Below are 20604 nucleotides of genomic sequence, written 5' to 3'. Positions count from 1 at the left end.
TCGTTTCAGGTCGCATGATGGCTGATTATTTACTGCTCTTTATTGGTACAGTCCTGGTCAATAACTTCGTTCTGGTGAAGTTTCTTGGTCTGTGCCCGTTTATGGGGGTTTCCAAAAAGCTGGAAACCGCAATGGGGATGGGGCTCGCTACCACCTTCGTGATGACCCTGGCCTCTATTTGCGCCTGGCTGATTGATACCTGGATCCTTATCCCGCTAAATTTGGTTTATTTGCGTACCCTGGCCTTTATTCTGGTTATCGCCGTGGTGGTTCAGTTTACTGAGATGGTGGTGCGTAAAACCAGCCCGGCGCTCTATCGCCTGCTGGGGATCTTTCTACCGCTGATCACCACCAACTGTGCCGTACTCGGGGTAGCGCTGCTGAATATTAATCTGGGCCACAATTTCCTGCAGTCGGCGCTGTACGGCTTTGCCGCCGCCGTCGGCTTCTCGCTGGTAATGGTGCTGTTCGCGGCGATCCGTGAACGCCTGGTGGTGGCCGATGTCCCCGCGCCGTTTCGCGGTAATGCCATCGCGCTGATTACCGCCGGTTTAATGTCTCTGGCCTTCATGGGCTTTAGTGGTTTGGTGAAGTTGTAATGAGCGCAGTCTGGATAGCCGTGATCGCCATCAGCCTGTTAGGGCTGATTTTCGGCTTAATACTGGGATACGCCTCGCGTCGTTTCGCGGTGCAGGACGACCCGGTGGTGGAAAAAATTGATGAGCTATTGCCGCAGAGCCAGTGTGGGCAGTGCGGGTACCCTGGGTGTCGCCCCTATGCGGAAGCAGTCGGCGTACAGGGTGAGAAAATAAACCGCTGCGCGCCGGGTGGCGAAGCGGTGATGTTAAAAATCGCCGCCTTGCTGAACGTCGACCCGCAGCCTGTCGACGGTGACGCACAGGAAGCGGAGCCGGCCCGCATGCTCGCGGTAATTGACGAGCCGAACTGCATTGGCTGTACCAAGTGTATCCAGGCCTGTCCGGTGGATGCCATCGTTGGGGCGACCCGCGCCATGCATACCGTGATGAGCGACCTGTGCACCGGCTGCAATTTGTGCGTCGCCCCCTGCCCGACCCAGTGCATTTCACTCGTTCCGGTGGCCACCACCCCGGAGACCTGGAAATGGGATCTGCATACGATCCCGGTGCGAAATATTCCTGTGGAACAACATGTTTAAGCTATTTTCCGCTTTCCGAAAAGACAAGGTCTGGGATTTCAACGGCGGTATTCACCCGCCTGAAATGAAAACCCAGTCTAACGGCACCCCGCTGCGTCAGGTTTCCCTGCCGCAGCGCTTTGTTATCCCGTTGAAGCAGCACATTGGCGCCGAGGGCGAACTGTGCGTTAAAGTGGGCGACCGGGTGCTGCGCGGCCAGCCGCTGACCCGCGGCTGGGGAAGAATGCTGCCCGTTCACGCCCCGACCTCCGGCACCATTGCCGCCATCGCTCCGCACACTACCGCGCACCCGTCGGCGCTGGCGGAGATGAGCGTGATCATTGACGCCGACGGCGAAGACCGCTGGATCGAGCGCGATGGCTGGAGCGACTATCAGACCCGCACGCGTGAAGCGCTGATCGAGCGTATCCACCAGTTTGGCGTTGCTGGCCTCGGCGGCGCAGGCTTCCCCACCGGCAGTAAACTGCGCGGTGGCGGAGATAAAATTAAAACGCTGATCATTAACGCCGCCGAGTGCGAGCCCTATATCACGGCGGATGACCGCCTGATGCAGGACTGCGCGGCGCAGATTGTCGAGGGTATCCGCATCCTCGCTCATATACTGCAGCCTGAAGAAGTGCTGATCGGCATTGAAGACAATAAGCCGCAGGCCATCTCAATGCTGCGGGCGGTGCTCTGCGACGCCCATGGCATTTCGCTGCGCGTGATCCCCACCAAATATCCCTCCGGTGGCGCCAAGCAGCTCACCCAAATTCTCACCGGCAAACAGGTACCGCACGGCGGTCGTTCATCGGACATTGGCGTGCTGATGCAGAACGTCGGTACGGCTTATGCGGTGAAACGCGCGGTGATTGACGGTGAGCCGTTAACCGAGCGCGTGGTCACCCTCACCGGCGAAGCGGTAACCAGACCGGGCAATGTCTGGGCGCGTCTTGGCACGCCGGTGCGCCATCTATTGAACGATGCCGGCTTCTGCCCCAGCGCCGAGCCAATGGTGATCATGGGCGGCCCGCTGATGGGCTTTACCCTGCCGTGGCTCGACGTCCCGGTGGTGAAGATCACCAACTGTTTGCTGGCGCCTTCCGCCAGCGAGATGGGCGAACCGCAGGAAGAGAAAGGCTGCATTCGCTGCAGCGCCTGTGCTGACGCCTGCCCGGCCGATCTGCTGCCGCAGCAGCTGTACTGGTTCAGCAAAGGTCAGCAGCACGATAAAGCCACTGCCCATAATCTGGCGGACTGCATCGAGTGCGGCGCCTGCGCGTGGGTATGTCCAAGTAATATTCCGCTGGTGCAGTACTTCCGTCAGGAAAAGGCCGAGATCGCGGCGATTCGTCAGGAAGAGCAGCGCGCTGCGGAAGCCAAAGCCCGATTCGAGGCCCGACAGGCGCGCCTGGAGCGTGAGAAAGCCGCGCGCGCCGAGCGGCATAAAAAAGCCGCCGTTCAGCCTGCCGCCAAAGATCAGGAGGCGATTAGCGCCGCCCTGGCCCGGGTACGGGATAAACAGCGCGATGCCGCGCAGCCGATCGTGATCCAGGCCGGCGCCAAACCTGACAACAGCGAGGCGATTGCCGCCCGCGAAGCGCGTAAGGCTGAGGCCCGGGCGCGCAAAGCGCAGCAGCAGGCCGCACCGATGGTAGCCCCGGCCGCCGAACCGGTCGACCCGCGCAAGGCGGCGGTGGAAGCCGCTATCGCCCGCGCCAAAGCGCGTAAAGCCGAACAGCAGGCCGCGCCGGTGGAAGCCCCGGCCGCCGAACCGGTCGACCCGCGCAAGGCGGCGGTGGAAGCCGCTATCGCCCGCGCTAAAGCGCGTAAAGCCGAACAGCAGGCCGCGCCGGTGGAAGCCCCGGCCGTCAAACCGGTCGACCCGCGCAAGGCGGCGGTGGAAGCCGCTATCGCCCGCGCCAAAGCGCGTAAAGCCGAACAGCAGGCCGCGCCGGTGGACGCCCCGGCCGCCGAACCGGTCGACCCGCGCAAGGCGGCGGTGGAAGCCGCCATCGCCCGCGCCAAAGCGCGTAAAGCCGAACAGCAGGCCGCGCCGGTGGACGCCCCGACCGCCGAACCGGTCGACCCGCGCAAGGCGGCGGTGGAAGCCGCCATCGCCCGCGCTAAAGCGCGTAAAGCCGAACAGCAGGCCGCACAACAGGATCTCGCGTCAGCCGCAGCCAATGACGACCCGCGCAAAGCGGCCGTCGCCGCGGCTATCGCCCGCGTTCAGGCGCGTAAAGCAACACAGCAGGCAGTTAACGAGGAATAAATGGTTTTCAGAATCGCAAGCTCCCCCTATACCCATAACCAGCGGCAGACCTCGCGTATTATGCTGCTGGTGCTGCTCGCCGCTGTGCCTGGCATTGTGGTCCAGACCTGGTTTTTCGGCTGGGGCACCGTACTGCAGATTGTCCTCGCCGCCCTGACGGCCTGGGCGACCGAAGCCGCTATTCTCAAACTGCGTAAACAGCCTGTTGCTGCCACGCTGAAAGATAATTCCGCCCTGCTCACCGGCCTGCTGCTGGCGGTGAGTATTCCGCCACTGGCCCCGTGGTGGATGGTGGTGCTCGGCACTGCCTTTGCCGTAGTCATTGCCAAGCAGTTGTACGGAGGCCTGGGCCATAACCCCTTCAACCCGGCAATGATCGGCTATGTCGTGCTGCTGATTTCGTTCCCGGTGCAGATGACCTCCTGGCTGCCTTCCTATGAGATAGCCGCCCATCTCCCGGCATTCAGCGACGCGCTGCAGATGATCTTCACCGGTCATACCGCCGCCGGAGGCGACATGGCCAGTCTGCGGCTGGGTATCGACGGCGTCAGCCAGGCCACCCCGCTGGATACCTTTAAAACCTCCCTGCATGCCGGACATAGCGTTCAGCAGGTGCTGCAATTGCCGGTCTACGGCGGCGTGCTGGCAGGTCTGGGCTGGCAGTGGGTGAATATCGCCTGGCTGGCAGGCGGCCTTTTCCTGCTGTGGCAGAAGGCGATCCGCTGGCATATCCCGGTCAGCTTCCTTGTTAGCCTCGGCCTGTGCGCCACCCTCGGCTGGATTTTTTCGCCGCAGAGCCTGGCCTCACCGCAGATGCATTTGCTCTCCGGGGCGACCATGCTTGGCGCCTTCTTTATCCTGACCGATCCGGTGACGGCCTCAACAACCAACCGCGGCCGTCTGATCTTTGGCGCCCTCGCTGGCCTGCTGGTCTGGCTCATCCGCAGCTTCGGTGGTTATCCGGACGGCGTGGCGTTTGCCGTTCTGCTGGCGAATATTACCGTGCCGCTGATCGATTACTACACGCGCCCGCGCGTATATGGCCACCGTTGAGAGAGCAATGATGTTAAAAACGATGCGTAAACACGGCGTCACGCTGGCGCTGTTTGCCGCCGGTTCCACCGGGCTGACGGCGGCGATCAATGAGCTGACCAAAAGCACCATCGACCAGCAGGCGGCCCTGCAGCAAAAGGCGTTATTCGACCAGGTTTTACCTGCCGACCGCTATAATAACGATCTGCTTAAGAGTTGCTATCTGGTCAGCGCCCCGGCGCTGGGCAAAGGCCAGCATAAAGTGTGGATCGCCAAAAATAACGATCGACCGATCGGCGCGGTGATGGAAGCCACCGCGCCGGACGGCTACTCCGGAGCAATACAGCTGCTGGTTGCCGCCGATTTTAGCGGCACGGTCCTCGGCACCCGCGTAACTGAGCATCATGAAACGCCGGGCCTGGGTGATAAAATCGAACTTCGCCTGTCGGACTGGATTACCCATTTTGCCGGGAAAGTCATCCACGGCCAGGGCGATAGCCACTGGGCGGTCAAAAAGGATGGCGGCGATTTTGACCAGTTCACCGGCGCCACCATCACCCCCCGGGCGGTGGTCAATGCCGTTAAGCGCGCAGGCTTATATGCACAAACGCTGCCTGCGCAACTTCCTGAATTCACCGCCTGTGGAGAATAACCATGAGCGAAGTTAAAGACGTCATCGTCCAGGGCCTGTGGAAAAATAACTCCGCCCTGGTTCAGCTGTTAGGTATGTGTCCTCTGCTGGCGGTCACCTCGACCGCCACCAACGCCCTCGGGCTGGGTTTGGCCACCACCCTGGTGTTAACCCTGACCAACCTGACCATCTCCAGCCTGCGCCGCTGGACGCCGGCGGAGATCCGGATCCCCATCTACGTAATGATTATCGCCTCGGTGGTGAGCGTCGTGCAGATGCTGATCAACGCCTATGCCTTCGGCCTCTATCAGTCGCTGGGGATTTTCATCCCGCTTATCGTGACCAACTGCATCGTGGTCGGCCGCGCCGAAGCCTTTGCCGCCAAAAAAGGGCCGGCGCTGTCGGCGCTGGACGGTTTCTCGATCGGCATGGGCGCTACCTGCGCGATGTTTGTGCTGGGCTCCCTGCGCGAGATCCTTGGCAACGGCACCCTGTTTGACGGCGCCGACAGTCTGCTTGGCAGCTGGGCGAAGGTTCTGCGCATCGAGGTTTTCCACACCGACACCCCTTTCCTGCTGGCTATGCTGCCGCCAGGCGCCTTTATTGGCCTCGGCATGATGCTGGCGATTAAATACCTTATCGATGAACGTAGCAAACAGCGGAAGGCGCAAGCGGCCCGGGCCGTCTCTGTCGCCCCGTCCGACGTGACAGGGAAAGCATAATATGAACAAAGCCAAACGCCTGGCGATCCTTACCAGGCTGCGGGAAAACGATCCCCACCCCACCACCGAACTGCATTTCAGTTCGCCATTCGAGCTGCTGATTGCCGTCCTGCTTTCTGCGCAGGCCACCGACGTAAGCGTCAACAAAGCGACAGCCAAACTCTATCCGGTGGCCAATACGCCCGCAGCGATGCTGGCCCTGGGGGTGGATGGGGTGAAATCGTATATCAAGACTATCGGCCTGTTTAACAGCAAAGCGGAAAACGTCATCAAAACCTGCCGCATCCTGTTGGAGCAGCACAATGGTGAGGTGCCGGAAGACAGAGCGGCGCTGGAGGCGCTGCCCGGCGTGGGCCGTAAAACCGCCAACGTGGTGCTGAATACCGCCTTTGGCTGGCCGACCATCGCCGTGGACACGCACATCTTCCGCGTCTGCAATCGGACGCAGTTCGCCCCGGGCAAGAATGTTGAGCAGGTGGAAGAGAAGCTTCTGAAGGTGGTCCCCGCCGAGTTTAAGGTCGACTGTCATCACTGGCTGATCCTGCATGGGCGTTATACCTGTATTGCCCGCAAGCCGCGCTGCGGCTCCTGCCTGATTGAAGATCTTTGCGAATACAAAGATAAAGTCTACGCCTGACTGTCTCGTCTCTATTGCGGTCATAGCTTAACTCTGGGTTATGGCCCGCATTCATCTATTTCACCGGCCATTAACACCACATAATCATCATGATTATGGATGATTATCCGGTTATATAACAAACAACTAGTTCATTCATTTTTTATCAGCGCAAAATTTCTATGCATTTGTGATCCAGATCATGCTCGCAACTTTATGTTGATTGAATGTTACTGGAATGGAAATAAATGTCAGGCAATACAACGGATGAGTAAAGATTGTCAGGATAATGACCCATGATTTTTTAAGATAATGGACCATATCACTATGCTTACGCCAGATCAGTAGAATATATCGCCTTTTCCCGGTAAACCGGCGAACCCGAAAGATAAAAATACCAACGATATCGAAACGGTAAAATTTAACGCTGTATAACATTCATATGTCCGGAGCATTATACCACCCTGATTATGTGTAACAGATTATTACAAAAGCCTTGCCTGATGCGCCAGGATAGTGAACATTACTTGCCGTTTTCCCTCCAAGAATAACTATAAAGGCGGCGGTCCAACGAGATTGCGCCCCGAACACCCCCCAGTAAATATGGGATGTAAAAAAAGAGGTATATGTGTCTACTGCAAACAATAAACCAGCAGAAAGCGTGAGTCTGAACGCTTTCAAACAACCACGCGCGTTCTATCTCATTTTCTCGATCGAGTTGTGGGAGCGTTTTGGTTACTACGGCCTGCAAGGGATCATGGCCGTTTACCTGGTAAAACAGCTGGGTATGTCGGAAGCGGATTCCATTACTCTGTTCTCCTCCTTTAGCGCGCTGGTTTATGGCCTCGTCGCCATTGGCGGCTGGCTGGGTGATAAAGTGCTGGGTACCAAGCGTGTCATCATGCTGGGCGCTATCGTGCTGGCGATTGGCTATGCGCTGGTGGCCTGGTCCGGTCATGACGCCGCTATCGTCTATATGGGTATGGCGACCATCGCCGTCGGTAACGGCCTGTTTAAAGCCAACCCGTCCTCCCTGCTTTCTACCTGCTATGACAAAAACGACCCACGTCTGGACGGTGCATTTACCATGTACTACATGTCCATCAACATCGGTTCGTTCTTCTCTATGCTGGCAACCCCGTGGCTGGCCGCACGTTTTGGCTGGAGCGTAGCGTTTGCCCTCAGCGTGGTGGGGATGGTGATCACCATTATTAACTTCGCCTTCTGTCAGAAATGGGTTAAACAGTACGGCTCTAAACCGGACTTTGCCCCGGTACACATGGGTAAACTGCTGGCGACCATCGCTGGCGTGGTGGTGCTGGTCGCTATCGCCACCTGGCTGCTGCACAACCAGGGTATCGCACGTATGGTGCTGGGCGTCGTCGCACTGGGTATCGTCGTGATTTTCGCCAAAGAAACCATAGGCCTGAAAGGCGCTCCGCGTCGTAAAATGATCGTCGCTTTCCTGCTGATGGTAGAAGCGATTGTCTTCTTCGTGTTGTACAGCCAGATGCCGACCTCGCTGAACTTCTTCGCCATCCGTAACGTGGAGCACTCGATCCTCGGTCTCGCCTTTGAACCGGAACAGTATCAGGCGCTGAACCCGTTCTGGATCATGATTGGTAGCCCGATTCTGGCCGCCATCTACAACAAGATGGGCGACCGCCTGCCGATGCCGCACAAATTTGCTATCGGTATGGTACTGTGCTCTGGCGCATTCCTCGTCCTGCCTTTAGGGGCGAAGTTCGCCAGCGACGCCGGTATCGTCTCGGTCAACTGGCTGATTCTGAGCTACGCGCTGCAGTCTATCGGTGAACTGATGATTTCCGGCCTCGGCCTGGCGATGGTCGCTCAGCTGGTTCCTCAGCGTCTGATGGGCTTCATTATGGGCAGCTGGTTCCTCACCACGGCAGGCGCGGCGATCATCGCCGGGAAAATCGCTAACCTGATGGCAGTCCCGGAGAATGTCACCGATCCGCTGGTGTCGCTGGAAGTGTACGGTCACGTATTCCTGCAGATTGGTATCGTCACCGCGGTTATCGCCGCCCTGATGCTGCTGACCGCGCCGAAACTGAATCGTATGACTCAGGACGACAGCGCGGACATTAAAGCACGCGAAACCGCGGCTGCCTGACGCCGCAGGGAAAACTAATTATTTTTAAGCCGCTAACGTTAGTTTAGCGGCTTTTTTTTTACCCCTGGCAGGACTAACATACAGAAAACTGCAGCCACGAGGAGTCACGCATGAAACTGTTCTACAAACCCGGCGCCTGTTCCCTTGCCTCGCATATTGCCCTGCGCGAAAGCGGTCTGGATTTTACCCTGCAGAGCGTGGATCTGGCCCAAAAACGGCTGGAAAACGGGGAAGACTATCTGCTGATCAACCCGAAAGGTCAGGTGCCGGCGCTGCTGCTGGATGATGATATCCTGCTCACTGAGGGCGTAGCCATCATGCAGTACATCGCAGACCAGGTGCCGGATCGTCATCTGCTGGCGCCGGTGGGCTCGATTGCGCGCTATCAGACTCTCGAATGGCTGAACTATGTGGCCACCGAGCTGCATAAAAGCTTTACCCCGCTGTTCCGCCCGGATACCCCGGAGGACTATAAGCCTGTCGCGCGGGGGCTGCTTGAGAAAAAGCTGCAATACGTTGATGCAGCGCTGGCAGACAAACAGTGGCTGACCGGCCATCGCTTCACCATTGCCGATGGTTATCTGTTTACGGTGCTGCGCTGGGCCTATGCTATAAAACTGGATATGGCTGCCTATGGTCATATCGGCAGCTGGATGACGCAGGTGGCAGCGCGTCCGGCGGTGGCTGCCGCACTGGCGGCTGAAGGCTTAAAATAAGGCCTGAACCTGCCCGGCGGACCGTCGGGCAGGCCCTGGGAGTTACAGCCGGGTGGCGCTGAAGCAGTGCTCCGGTACGGCGATGCGATCCTGCGCCGCTACTACCTGCAGTTCGTATTCCTGCATATTTTTGGTGGCGAGCATAATCTCGTACACCGCGGCGGTGACGTGTTCCAGCGCATCGCGCAGACTTGCCCCCTGCAGCAATTTAACCAACAGCAGACCGCTGGTCACATCGCCGACGCCCACCGGCTGACGCAGGCCGAAATCCACCAGCGGCCGACTAATATGCCAGGCTTCTTCGGCCGTCACCAGCAGCATCTCAAAACGATCCATACTCAGACCCGCACGGGCAAGATGCTTAACTAATACCACTTCCGGCCCCTGGGCAATCAGCTCCCGCGCGGCGGCCACTGCCTCGCTGACGCTGGCGACCGGATGACCGCACAGGATCTCCAGCTCAACCAGATTCGGGGCAATAATATCGCTGGCCGGCAGCGCATAGCGCACGTGGAACTCCGCCACGCCCGGCGCGACGATGCAGCCCTTCTCCGGGTGACCCATCACCGGATCGCAAAAATATTTCGCCGCCGGATTGGCCGCCTTAACCTGACGCACGATACCGAGGATATGCTCTCCCTGCTCAGCGGAGCCAAGATAGCCGCTCAGTACCGCATCGCAGGTCTGCAGTTTGTCGATATCGGCAATCCCCTGAACGATCTCCGTCAAATGCGAAGGCGGCATGACGCAGCCGGTCCATTTGCCGTACTGCGTATGGTTAGAGAACTGTACGGTATTCAGGGGCCAGACATTGGCGCCCAGACGGCGCATCGGAAATTCGGCGGCACTGTTGCCGGCATGGCCAAACACAACGTGAGACTGAATGGCGAGGATGTTCTTCATTTTCTTACCACAACCCTAAAAAGAAAAAGGGCGTGGTTTCCCACGCCCTGGCAGTATTTTTTTATTTCCAGCAGACCAGGCAGTAATTTTTCTTACCGCGACGCAGCAAGGTGTAGCGGCCAAACAGGCGATCGCTGTCACTGAATACATATTCCGGGTCGGCCTGTTTTTCGCCGTTGATGGTCACCGCGTTAGAGGCAACGGTTTTACGCGCCTGACCGCGGGACGGCTGCAGCTCGGAATCAACCAGCGCCTGCAGCAGATCGGCGCCTTTTTCCATTTCGATCATCGGCACGCCATCCTGGGCCAGCTGTTCGAAGTCTGCTTCGCTCAGGTCGCTCAGGTTACCGTTGAACAGGCTTTCGGTAATGCGCTTCGCCGCTTCCAGGCCTTCTTCGCCGTGGACAAGGCGCGTCACCTGCTCTGCCAGCACGTACTGGGCGCGCGGCGCTTTACCGCTGTTTTTGTCTTCTTCTTCGAGGGCATTGATCTCCGCAATGTCCATAAAGGTGAAGAATTTGAGGAAGCGATAGACATCAGCATCCGCGGTGTTGATCCAGAACTGGTAGAATTTGTACGGACTGGTTTTCTTCGGATCCAGCCACACGGCGCCGCCTTCGGTTTTACCGAATTTGGTGCCGTCCGCTTTGGTGATCAGCGGTACGGTCAGGCCAAACACCTGGTTCTGATGCAGACGACGGGTCAGATCGATGCCGGAGGTGATGTTGCCCCACTGGTCAGAGCCGCCGATCTGCAGCGCCACGCCGTGCAGCTTGTTCAGGCAGGCAAAGTCGTAACCCTGCAGCAGATTGTAAGAGAACTCGGTAAAGGAGATACCCTGATCGTCACGATTCAGACGCTGCTTCACCGCTTCTTTGTTGATCATCTGGTTAACAGAGAAGTGTTTACCGATATCGCGCAGGAAGGTCAGCACGTTCATGCTGCCAAACCAGTCATAGTTATTCGCCGCGATCGCCGAGTTGTCGCCGCAGTCAAAATCAAGGAACGGAGCCACCTGTTTGCGGATTTTATCCACCCACTCCTGCACGGTATCCTCGGTGTTTAGTTTACGCTCAGCGGCTTTGAAGCTTGGGTCGCCAATCAGACCGGTTGCGCCGCCCACCAGCGCCACAGGTTTATGACCTGCCTGCTGGAAGCGTTTCAGGCATAACAATGGAACAAGATGCCCCAAATGCAAGCTGTCAGCGGTAGGATCGAAGCCGCAATAGAGCGCGATCGGGCCTTGCGCCAGTCGCTCTGCTAACGCTTCCTCGTCCGTCACCTGGGCTACCAGCCCCCGCTCTTGCAATTGTTTAATCAAGTTACTGCTTGCCATCAAATTCTCCATGTATAAACGACTGCACCTCTGCCGGTACACGACTTTTCGCCAGATGCGAAAAGTACATAGAATAAAGCGCCGGCCCTTTCAGCGCCAGCGCTTCGATAACTAATTTCGGCGTTTACGGCGCCAGACGGTCTATTTTCCAGGCGCCGCTATCGCGCTGGTATAAAAAGCGATCGTGCAGACGGTGTTCTCCCCCCTGCCAGAACTCCATCTGCTCAATGCTGACGCGGAATCCGCCCCAGAAGCTCGGCAACGGCACTTCACCCTGCTGGAACTTCTGCTTCAGCTCGAGGAATTTGCTTTCGAGGATGCCGCGGGCTGAGATCCGGCTCGACTGCTTCGAGACCCAGGCGCCAATCTGGCTGTCGCGCGGACGGCTGTGGAAATATTTGACCACTTCCAGCGTCGACAGACGCTCCGCTTTGCCGATTACCATCACCTGGCGCTCCAGCATATGCCACGGGAAAAGCAGGCTGACCTGCGGGTTGTTTTCAATTTGATGCGCTTTGCGGCTGCCGAGGTTGGTATAAAACACCAACCCTTTTTCGTCGTAGTGCTTCAGCAGCACAATGCGCTGGTAGGGCTGGCCGCGCCCATCGACGGTGGCAACCACCATGGCCGTTGGGTCGGCAAGTTTCGCATCGCAGGCCTGACGCAGCCAGCGTTCAAACAGCGGCAGGGGTTCAGCAGGAAGATCGTGGCGACGCAAACCGCCACGGGTGTATTCACGGCGCAAATGCGCAATTTGCTGGAGTTCGTCGTTATCAGACATGGCCATTGAGGATGTAGTCATAAGGTGGCGTTATTGTGCGCCCCCCGGACAGAAATCTCAACGTTTGGCCGTCTGCAGCTGACAGTTATCAAGGACGATGCGGTCGCGCTTATAGACGGTGGCGGTATCGCCTTTTGACCAGAACACATAGACGCCGTCGGTATAGCGCGCCCCGGAAGCCGACAGCCCCTCAGACAGGTTCAGTTGCTGATTATCATAGATAAAACTGACCTGCTGGCGTGCGTTATTGCGATGGACCGTCAATGGTTTCTGGTCGCATTGATACTCCAGCGTGTCCGTCTGCATCCGCTCGACAAACTGGTTGTAGTAGCTACAGCCCGCCAGCATAAAAGGTACAACTGCGATAAGAATTTTTTTCATTCGTTTGCCTTCGACTTTCCCGGTCACGGCGGGCACTCCGCCCTCCGCTTAACTTGTCCAGTTTACCGGTCGCATCGTATTTAAGATTTCAGTTAACTCCGATTCTGCGGCGGGTTAGCCGGAAAAATGGCGCCCAGCACCGAGGCTTCGCTGGCGCCGGTCACGGAGGGCAGATTGCCCGGCAGACCAGCCAGCGTTCGCCAGGCCAGCCAGGCAAAGGCCAGCGCTTCCATATCATCGCCGCTGATCCCCGCCTCATCGGTGGTGGAGACCTCGGTTCCCGGCAGCAGCGCCGCCAGGCGCGCCATTAACAAGGGGTTACGCGCGCCGCCGCCGCACACTAACAAACGCTCGCAGCCGCCGCTTAACAATACCTGCTCACTGATGGTGACGGCGGTCAATTCCGCAAGCGTAGCCTGAACATCCTCCCCGCGTAGCCCCGGATAGCGGGCCATATGCTGCTCCAGCCAGCCGTAATTGAAATATTCCCGACCGGTGCTTTTCGGCGCCGGCAAGGCAAACCACGGATCGCTCAGCATGTCCTGCAGCAGCGGCAGCAGCACTTTACCTTCGCTAGCCCATTGGGCGTCCTTGTCGTACGGTTTGCCCTTCTGGCGCCAGATCCAGGCGTCCAGCAACATATTTCCCGGCCCGGTATCATAGCCGCGCACCGGCTGCCCTGGCGCCAGCAGCGACACATTAGCGATCCCGCCGATATTGAGCACCATACGTCGCTCAACGGGGTGGGCCAGCAGCGCATGATGAAAAGCCGGCACCAGCGGCGCTCCCTGCCCGCCTAGCGCCATATCCCGGCGACGAAAATCCCCCACTACGGTTATCCCGGTGTGGGCGGCGATCTGGTTGTTGTCACCAATTTGCAGGGTATGCGGAGCCTCTCCCTGCGGTTCATGCCATACGGTCTGTCCATGGCAGCCGATGGCGATGACGTCGGTGGGTTTGAGACTTTCCTGGCGCATCAGCGCCAGTACGGCATCGGCAAACAGCCGTCCCAGACGGGTGTCCAGACGACCTAGCTGCGAAAGGGTCAGCGACTGCCCCTGGCAAATCGCCAGAATCTCTTCTTTTATCGCGTGTGGAATGGGCCAGGTGAGACTAGCCTGCTGCGCCACCATGTTTTCAGTAATGGTGGCCAAAACGACATCGATACCATCCAGGCTGGTACCAGACATAACGCCAATAAAGCGACCCGATCTCATACGTTTTCCTTCATTCCATGACCCTTGTATGCCCTTCACTCCATCATAAAGTGTCGGTTAATGCTATGTTGTACTAATACTTTTTAACAATAGAGCGACAAATCAGAGAACATCGTAAAGAACCGGCGTTTAGTTGAGGTTGAAGCACCAGTGTTTATTATTTTTTGTATAGTCCAGGGAGAACCTATGCCCGCCGACGACTAAATGCCATATAATTAACCGTATGGACGTTCAATTGAACACCTTCGGTGAACAGGAGATTCATAAATGATTTTACGTGTTTTGGCTGTATCGATGATTGGTTTTACGCTCGCAGGCTGCGTGAGCAGCAGCGGCCTGTCCGGCGACGTTTATTCCGCATCTGAAGCCAAACAGGTGCAGAGCGTGACTTACGGTACCATCGTGCATACGCGCGCCGTACAGATCCAGAGCGGCGACGATAGCAATGCCATCGGGGCCATTGGCGGTGCGGTACTGGGCGGGTTCCTTGGAAACACCATCGGCGGCGGTACCGGACGCTCTCTGGCTACGGCGGCAGGTGCGGTCGCGGGCGGCGTAGCCGGTCAGGGCGTTCAGGGCGCGATGAATAAAACGCAGGGCGTTGAACTGGAAATCCGTAAGGACGATGGCAATACCATTATGGTAGTGCAGAAACAGGGCAGCACTCCGTTCTCCGTTGGTCAGCGCGTGGCCATTGCCGGCAGCGGCAGCCAGGTCACCGTCTCTCCGCGATAATTTCCCTTACGATGCGGCCGGTTGCGCCGCATCGTATTTTTCAGCCACGTTTATTTCGCCGTAATAAATTCGTAGTAACCATCAGACATCTTTATTTTAATATTCCATGAATCATTGCGCCTGCGCAATATCTTATCTGCCCGCCCCTATTACCCTCAAGAACGTAAATTAGCCCTGGCGACTCATCGTCGCTGCCGTTGCCTTTTATGTGGAATATTGCCTATGCCCGAACATGTGCATCATATCGTTAAACGTCTAATCCTTTATATTTGCATTTGTTTACTGGCCGGGATTGGCATTTCCGGGATGACTGCTTTTTTTCATACCAGCTTCAGTAGTACTTCCTCAATATTATTTCCGCTGCTGACCAGTTTCCTGATGGTTTTTCATATTACCATTGCCTGTTTTATGGGCATGAAATACTGGAGCAGCAAGCGGCGTCTGTACCTTACTCCAGTCTCTTTCGGGTTTGCCTGCTCAGCGCTGCTGATGCTTGGCACGCTCAGCAGCTATCCGGACTGGCTTACCTGCAATCCGGCCCCGGTCGTTAATCAAAATGACGCCGTTATCTATTATTTCTTCCGCAATATAATGATGGCTGTGTTATTCATGTCATCTATTATTTTGTACTATTTTCGCCAGCGCATCATGCATTCGTGGAAAGCACACGTTCTTACATTTACAGCATGTATTCTTTTTACGTTGACCATTATTGTTTTATCATGGCTATACTCCAGCCATTCGCCGTGGCTGAGCGTCAATTTTATCGACGATCTGAGCCATACCTTTACCCCGTTGTGGCAAAGTATTATCGGCTGGCTGCTGATGGCAGTTTGGTTCATCACGCTGATTTTATTAATTAGCTTGAGTAAACTGCGTAATATTTTTTGGTTCAGCGGCGCTTTTTTTTGCAGCGCTTATTTGTTCACGCTTTTCCAGCTGCTCTCCACCGCAGGGGAGCTGGCTCAGACCTGGTACCAGGCGCGTTTTTTCGAAACGCTATGCACCTTGTTCCTGATTCTGGTGCTACTGGTTGACGTCTTTATCCTCTATCGCGAGTCTAACCACAAATATGTCCATTCGTATCAGAATTCGATCCGCGACCCGTTGACCCGCCTCTACAACCGCAGCTTTTTCTACGACACCCTTAACCAACAGCTGGCGAAGGTGAATGCCCAGCATCCGCTGTCGGTGCTCATCAGCGACCTCGACCATTTCAAACGCATCAACGATAGCTACGGCCATGTCGCCGGCGACAAAGTGATCCAGTTCGCCGCCTCGGTGCTGGAAAGCCATTCGCGGGTAGATGACGCCGCCGCACGCATCGGCGGTGAGGAATTTGCTCTGCTGCTGGTCAACACCGGTGAAAAAGAAGCGCAAGCTATCGCCGAGCGTATCCGCCTGGCGGTCAGTGCCGGGGAGAGCCATTTACCGGAGCGAATGACTATCAGCATGGGGGTGTATACCACCTACGACAATAGCGTGACAGCGGAAGCGTGCGTTCAGCGCGCGGACGAAGCCATGTATGAAGCAAAGAATAACGGACGTAACCAGGTGATCGTCTGGCATCGGCAGGGAGGGTGAAAAAAGGCCCGGATTAGCCCGGGCCGCAAAGAATTAATCTTTAGCCTGGAGATCGAGGATATTTTGTTCAAGTTTACGGATTAAGTGGAGCAAGGTTTCCACTTCCTGCTTCGAGACCCCTGAGAGGATTTCATCACGGGTCTTACCTATCACCTCTTCCATCTCGTTGATCAGCGGTTCGGCTTTTTCCGTCAGCTTGATGCGTTTGGCCCGCCGATCGCTTGCGCAGGTCTGGCGAGAAATGAGCCCTTTCTCCTCCAGCTGATCGAGCGTGCGCACCAGCGACGGCTGTTCAATACCGATAGCTTTCGCCAGCTGGATCTGCGACTGCTCAGGCGGCAGCTGGTGGATGTTATGCAGCGTGACCCAGTGGGTCTGCGTTAACTCCAGAGGTTTCAGGCGATGGTCGATTAGCGCGCGCCAAACGCGAACTAAACGTGCCAGATCAGAACCAAGTGGCGATTCCAATTTCATCTCCTTATAATTAGCTTGCTAAGTTATTATACTGATTTTAGAATAGTGTGCAGCATTTGAATTATCAAAACAAATGAATTACTTGATTCAACAAAAACCAAAACAATGATTTACACTGTTAAAGAGTAGCACGTCCTGAGGTTACCCCTGTAATGGCAAAGGATTTTTGCTTGTGAAACTGAGTCTTAACACATCCGGATTGCCGCTGCAGGACCTGGTGTTCGGCGCATCCGTCTATTTCCCTCCGCTGTTCAAAGCCGTCTTGTTGGGTTTCTTTATCTGGTTGTTTTTACATCGCCAGCTGCGTGACTGGATGTATGCGGGCGACATCTGGCACCCGCTACTAATGGATCTCTCCCTGTTCGCGCTCTCGGTCTGTCTGGCCCTGGTATTGCTCATTGCCTGGTGATCTCCCTGTTATGAAAAGATTAAAATATCTGTCAACGCTGCTGGTCGCGGCCGTCGCCCTGATTGCCGCATGGTTGTTATGGAATTTCTACACTCAGTCACCCTGGACCCGCGACGGCAAAGTGCGCGCCGAGCAGGTTGGGATCACCCCTCAGGTCTCCGGCAGTATTCTGCAGTTGAACGTAACCGATAACCAACGGGTCAAAGCCGGGGAAGTATTGTTTACCATCGACGACACCCCCTATCGCATCGCGGTGCTGAACGCCCAGGCGCAGCTGGCGAAAGCCCAGGCGGAGGTGGCGAAAGCGCAGGCGGAGCAAAGCAAGGCCGCCAGCGAGGCTCGCCGTCGCCGAAGCCTGTCGCAAAATGCCATCTCGGCTGAAGACCTTGAGAACGTCAATACCGCCCTGAATACCGCCACCACCACCCTGGCTGCCGCCAGAGCGGGGGTCGGCGTAACCGAAGCGGCGCTGAAACATGCGCAGTGGCAGCTCAGCCAGACGGTTGTCAAAGCGCCGGTGGATGGCTGGGTGACCAACCTTTCCACCCGCGTCGGTGATTACGCTACCACCGGCCATCCGGTCTTTGCCCTGGTGGACAGCCATTCGTTTTACGTACTGGGCTACTTCGAAGAGACCAAACTGCGCCACATTCGCATCGGCGATCCGGCACAAATTATTCTCTATAGCAATCAGCAGACGCTAAAGGGCCATGTCGCCAGCATCGGCCGCGCGATTGTCGACCAGAGCGTGGAACAGGGAACCGGGCTGGTGGCCAACATCAAACCAAATATCCCCTGGGTTCGTCTCGCCCAACGCGTTCCGGTGCGAATTGCCTTTGATACGCTGCCGGCCGATGTCACCCTGGTCTCCGGTACCACCTGCACTGTCTCAATTGGCGGGCAGTAATGAACCTGCAGACCCTGTCGTGGCGCGCACTCCCCTGGGTTAAAGCCACCCGGCCGCAGTGGCGGTACGCATTGCGCAACGGCATCGCGATGTGTCTTGCGCTGAGTATCGCCTATGCGCTGGATCTTGATGAGCCCTACTGGGCGATGACGTCCGCGGCGGTGGTCAGCTTTCCCACCGTCGGCGGCGTGATCAGTAAAAGTTTTGGCCGCATCGCAGGCAGCCTGCTCGGCGCCTGCGCCGCCCTGCTGCTTGCCGGTCATACACTCAACGATCCCTGGCTGTTTCTGTTCAGTATCTCCGGCTGGCTGGCGCTCTGCACCTGGGCCTGCGCCCTGTTCACCAACAACGTCGCCTACGCCTTTCAGCTGGCGGGCTATACCTGCGCCATCATCGCCTTTCCGGTGATTAACATCAGCGACAGCTACGAGCTGTGGGTCATCGCCCAGTCGCGCGTCTGCGAAGTCATCGTCGGGATCCTCTGCGGCGGGCTAATGATGATGATCCTGCCAAGCACCTCCGACGGCAGCAACCTGCTGACGGCCCTGAAAACCATGCACGCCCGGCTGCTGGAGCACGCCAGCCTGCTGTGGGTGCCGGAGACGACGGATGCCATTCGCACCGCCCATGAGAGTGTGATTGGCCAGATCCTGACCATGAACCTGCTGCGTATCCAGGCCTTCTGGAGCCACTACCGTTTCCGTCGGCAGAATCCTCTGCTGAACTACCTCCTGCATCAGCAGCTCAGAATGACCAGCGTCATCTCCAGTCTGCGACGGATGCTGCTGAACTGGCCTGACGCGCCGGCGAACACTCGCCAGGTACTGGAGTCGCTGCTCGCCGAGCTCGCCACCCCTCATGCCGACAGTTATCACGTTGCGCGGATCCTGGCGCCGCTGGCGCCGCGGCAGGATGCCGATTACCGGCACATCGCTTTCTGGGCGCGATTGCGCTATTTCTGTCGCATTTACCTGGAGAGCAGCCGCTGGATCCGCCGCGTTGAAAATGCCTCGGCGATCGCCGAGTTCAATGTGCCCGCCGCCCCGCCGTTAGCCCGCCATACCGATCAGGCGGAGGCGTTGCTCAACGGTGTCCGTACCTTTTGCGCGCTGGTGGCGATTGGCGCATGGGGGATCAGTACCCAGTGGACCAGCTGCGCGGCGGCCCTGACCCTGGCCTCCATCTGCTGCGTGCTCTACTCCGTATCCGCCTCGCCGTTTCGCTCGCTGACATTGCTGATGCAGACTCTGGTCCTGCTGTCGCTATTCAGTTTCGTGGTGAAGTTCGGCCTGATGGTGCAGGTAACCGACCTGTGGCAGTTTCTGCTGTTCCTGTTCCCGCTCCTGACCACCATGCAGTTACTCAAACTGCAGTGGCCCAAATACGCCGGCCTGTGGGGGCAGCTTATCGTCTTTATGGGCTCGTTTATCGCCGTCACCAACCCGCCGGTGTACGATTATGCGGCCTTTTTCAATGATAATTTGAGCAAGATTGTCGGGGTAGGCTTTGCCTGGCTGGCCTTTGCGGTACTGAGTCCGGGCTCTGACGCCCGCAAAGGGCGACGCCATATCAGAGCGTTACGGCGTCACTTTGTCGATCAGCTTAGCCGTCATCCTCAGCACAGTGAGCATGAATTTGAATCGCTGGTCTATCACCACGTCAGTCAGCTCAGCCAGAGTAAGGATGCCCTGGCGCGCCGCTGGCTGTTGCGTTGGGGCGTCGTGCTGCTCAATTGCTCGCACGTCGTCTGGCAGCTTCGCGAATGGGAAACCCGCTCCGATCCTCTCGCCCAGGTGCGCGACCTGTGCATCAACCTGTTACGCGATGTGATGAGCGAGCGCGGCGTGCAGCAGCGCCCGCTGGCCTCCACCCTGCAGGAGCTGCAGCGGATCTGCGACGCCCTGAACCACCATCATCAGCCGGCGGCGCGGGAACTGGCCGCCGCGATTTGGCGACTGTACTGCGCCCTGTCGCAGCTGGAACAGGCCCCGGTGGCCGGCACAATTGGCGAAGGAACTACTTAATCACCCCGCAGGCAAACCGTTCGCCGCCGCCGCCCAGCGGCTGCGGACTGTCGGCCATGTTATCCCCGCCTACGTGGACCATCAGCGCTTTCCCTTTCACCTCCGCCAGCGTTTTCAGGCGCGGAGCAATAATCGGCTGGTCGGCTACGCCCGCATCGTTGACCACCAGCAGGGGCAGGTCGCCAAGATGCCCGGCCCCCAACGGCCCTTCGTGTTTGCCGGTATGCTGCGGATCGTAATGTCCGCCCGCCGCCCCGGCGGCCACGGCTTTACCTTCTTTCATCGCCGGCTGGCAGCTGCCTTCGGCATGAATATGAAACCCGTGCTTACCCGGCGGTAGCGCCCGCAGAGTGGGGGCGAACTCGAGTCCGCGGTCGGTTTCGGTGATTTTGACGCTGCCGATGGTCTGACCGACGCCCTGGGTGGTCACGAGATTAAGTTGCACATCTTCACTAACGGCCTGTGCGCCAGCGCAAAATGCGAGGGATAAGATCGCGAGAATAGATCGTTGCATAACACCTCCGGATGGCTGTCTCCCTGTTAAGTGTAAACCAGGAACGCCTTTCCGGAG

Annotated in this window: 21 protein-coding genes; 14 read left to right on the top strand and 7 right to left on the bottom strand. The window is 57.5% G+C overall.

Annotated elements, in window-relative coordinates; genetic code table 11:
• The first annotated feature begins 17 nt into the window (after positions 1-17).
• The 9 genes from rsxA to gstA all read left to right on the top strand — a co-directional run bounded on the left by rsxA (position 18) and on the right by gstA (position 9282).
• Positions 18-599 (top strand): electron transport complex subunit RsxA, encoded by a 582-nt coding sequence (gene rsxA / locus KB890_RS00205; RefSeq protein WP_002907658.1) that lies wholly within the window; start codon positions 18-20, stop codon positions 597-599.
• The gene (rsxB, locus tag KB890_RS00200; protein ID WP_004143816.1) at positions 599-1177 is read left to right on the top strand and encodes an electron transport complex subunit RsxB; all 579 of its coding nucleotides are present in this window, start codon (positions 599-601) and stop codon (positions 1175-1177) included. Before rsxA ends, rsxB begins: the two co-directional genes overlap by 1 nt.
• Entirely contained in the window at positions 1170-3431 is a 2262-nt protein-coding gene (gene rsxC / locus KB890_RS00195) for an electron transport complex subunit RsxC (protein WP_038434399.1), read from the top strand. Before rsxB ends, rsxC begins: the two co-directional genes overlap by 8 nt.
• Positions 3432-4484 carry an electron transport complex subunit RsxD gene (rsxD, locus tag KB890_RS00190; protein WP_004180162.1) on the top strand — a complete coding sequence of 351 codons (1053 nt, stop codon included), beginning with the start codon at positions 3432-3434 and terminating at the stop codon, positions 4482-4484.
• Between the two features lie 10 nt (positions 4485-4494).
• On the top strand, positions 4495-5115 hold the full coding sequence (rsxG, locus tag KB890_RS00185; RefSeq protein ID WP_002907731.1) for an electron transport complex subunit RsxG: 621 nt from the start codon (positions 4495-4497) through the stop codon (positions 5113-5115).
• 2 nt (positions 5116-5117) lie between these two features.
• The gene (locus KB890_RS00180; protein WP_002907733.1) at positions 5118-5816 is read left to right on the top strand and encodes an electron transport complex subunit E; all 699 of its coding nucleotides are present in this window, start codon (positions 5118-5120) and stop codon (positions 5814-5816) included.
• A 1-nt stretch (position 5817) separates the two neighbouring features.
• Entirely contained in the window at positions 5818-6453 is a 636-nt protein-coding gene (gene nth / locus KB890_RS00175; RefSeq protein ID WP_002907734.1) for an endonuclease III, read from the top strand.
• A gap of 607 nt (positions 6454-7060) precedes the next feature.
• The gene (dtpA, locus tag KB890_RS00170) at positions 7061-8566 is read left to right on the top strand and encodes a dipeptide/tripeptide permease DtpA (protein WP_004151206.1); all 1506 of its coding nucleotides are present in this window, start codon (positions 7061-7063) and stop codon (positions 8564-8566) included.
• Positions 8567-8676: 110 nt separating this feature from the next.
• Positions 8677-9282, top strand: coding sequence for a glutathione transferase GstA (gene gstA / locus KB890_RS00165; protein WP_002907736.1), 606 nt, complete (start codon positions 8677-8679; stop codon positions 9280-9282).
• Positions 9283-9324: 42 nt separating this feature from the next.
• Here gstA and pdxY read toward each other — a convergent pair whose 3' ends face one another.
• The 5 genes from pdxY to anmK all read right to left on the bottom strand — a co-directional run bounded on the left by pdxY (position 9325) and on the right by anmK (position 13900).
• Positions 9325-10185 (bottom strand): pyridoxal kinase PdxY, encoded by an 861-nt coding sequence (gene pdxY / locus KB890_RS00160; RefSeq protein WP_002907739.1) that lies wholly within the window; start codon positions 10183-10185, stop codon positions 9325-9327.
• 61 nt (positions 10186-10246) lie between these two features.
• The gene (tyrS, locus tag KB890_RS00155) at positions 10247-11521 is read right to left on the bottom strand and encodes a tyrosine--tRNA ligase (RefSeq protein ID WP_002907740.1); all 1275 of its coding nucleotides are present in this window, start codon (positions 11519-11521) and stop codon (positions 10247-10249) included.
• A 124-nt stretch (positions 11522-11645) separates the two neighbouring features.
• A complete protein-coding gene (pdxH, locus tag KB890_RS00150; protein WP_004196058.1) occupies positions 11646-12302 on the bottom strand; it encodes a pyridoxamine 5'-phosphate oxidase in 657 nt (218 codons plus the stop codon).
• Between the two features lie 57 nt (positions 12303-12359).
• Positions 12360-12683 (bottom strand): C-type lysozyme inhibitor, encoded by a 324-nt coding sequence (gene mliC / locus KB890_RS00145; RefSeq protein ID WP_002907744.1) that lies wholly within the window; start codon positions 12681-12683, stop codon positions 12360-12362.
• A 92-nt stretch (positions 12684-12775) separates the two neighbouring features.
• On the bottom strand, positions 12776-13900 hold the full coding sequence (gene anmK / locus KB890_RS00140; protein WP_004143831.1) for an anhydro-N-acetylmuramic acid kinase: 1125 nt from the start codon (positions 13898-13900) through the stop codon (positions 12776-12778).
• A 267-nt stretch (positions 13901-14167) separates the two neighbouring features.
• On the opposite strand from anmK, the gene slyB reads away from it, so the two are divergent.
• Complete coding sequence (gene slyB / locus KB890_RS00135; protein ID WP_002907749.1) at positions 14168-14635, top strand: outer membrane lipoprotein SlyB; 468 nt, start codon at positions 14168-14170, stop codon at positions 14633-14635.
• 222 nt (positions 14636-14857) lie between these two features.
• On the top strand, positions 14858-16219 hold the full coding sequence (locus KB890_RS00130) for a sensor domain-containing diguanylate cyclase (RefSeq protein ID WP_020325143.1): 1362 nt from the start codon (positions 14858-14860) through the stop codon (positions 16217-16219).
• Between the two features lie 33 nt (positions 16220-16252).
• Here KB890_RS00130 and slyA read toward each other — a convergent pair whose 3' ends face one another.
• Positions 16253-16693 (bottom strand): transcriptional regulator SlyA, encoded by a 441-nt coding sequence (gene slyA, locus KB890_RS00125; RefSeq protein ID WP_004143833.1) that lies wholly within the window; start codon positions 16691-16693, stop codon positions 16253-16255.
• Positions 16694-16865: 172 nt separating this feature from the next.
• Here slyA and KB890_RS00120 point away from each other — a divergent pair, with 172 nt between their 5' ends.
• The 3 genes from KB890_RS00120 to KB890_RS00110 are packed head-to-tail and all read left to right on the top strand — an operon-like array spanning position 16866 to position 20033.
• Positions 16866-17102 (top strand): DUF1656 domain-containing protein, encoded by a 237-nt coding sequence (locus KB890_RS00120; protein ID WP_004143834.1) that lies wholly within the window; start codon positions 16866-16868, stop codon positions 17100-17102.
• Between the two features lie 10 nt (positions 17103-17112).
• Positions 17113-18009: an efflux RND transporter periplasmic adaptor subunit gene (locus KB890_RS00115; protein WP_004143835.1), complete on the top strand. Its 897-nt coding sequence runs from the start codon at positions 17113-17115 to the stop codon at positions 18007-18009.
• Positions 18009-20033, top strand: a complete 2025-nt coding sequence (locus KB890_RS00110) for an FUSC family protein (RefSeq protein ID WP_002907754.1) — start codon at positions 18009-18011, stop codon at positions 20031-20033. Before KB890_RS00115 ends, KB890_RS00110 begins: the two co-directional genes overlap by 1 nt.
• Here KB890_RS00110 and sodC read toward each other — a convergent pair.
• On the bottom strand, positions 20026-20547 hold the full coding sequence (sodC, locus tag KB890_RS00105; protein WP_022631271.1) for a superoxide dismutase [Cu-Zn] SodC: 522 nt from the start codon (positions 20545-20547) through the stop codon (positions 20026-20028). The genes KB890_RS00110 and sodC overlap by 8 nt on opposite strands.
• Positions 20548-20604: the final 57 nt, after the last annotated feature.

Origin of the sequence: Klebsiella sp. P1954 (assembly GCF_018199955.1) — a bacterium.
Classification (GTDB): Bacteria; Pseudomonadota; Gammaproteobacteria; order Enterobacterales; family Enterobacteriaceae; genus Klebsiella; species Klebsiella pneumoniae.
The sequence above is the reverse complement of the archived record's forward strand: the minus strand, read 5'-3'. Positions and strand labels throughout refer to the sequence as shown.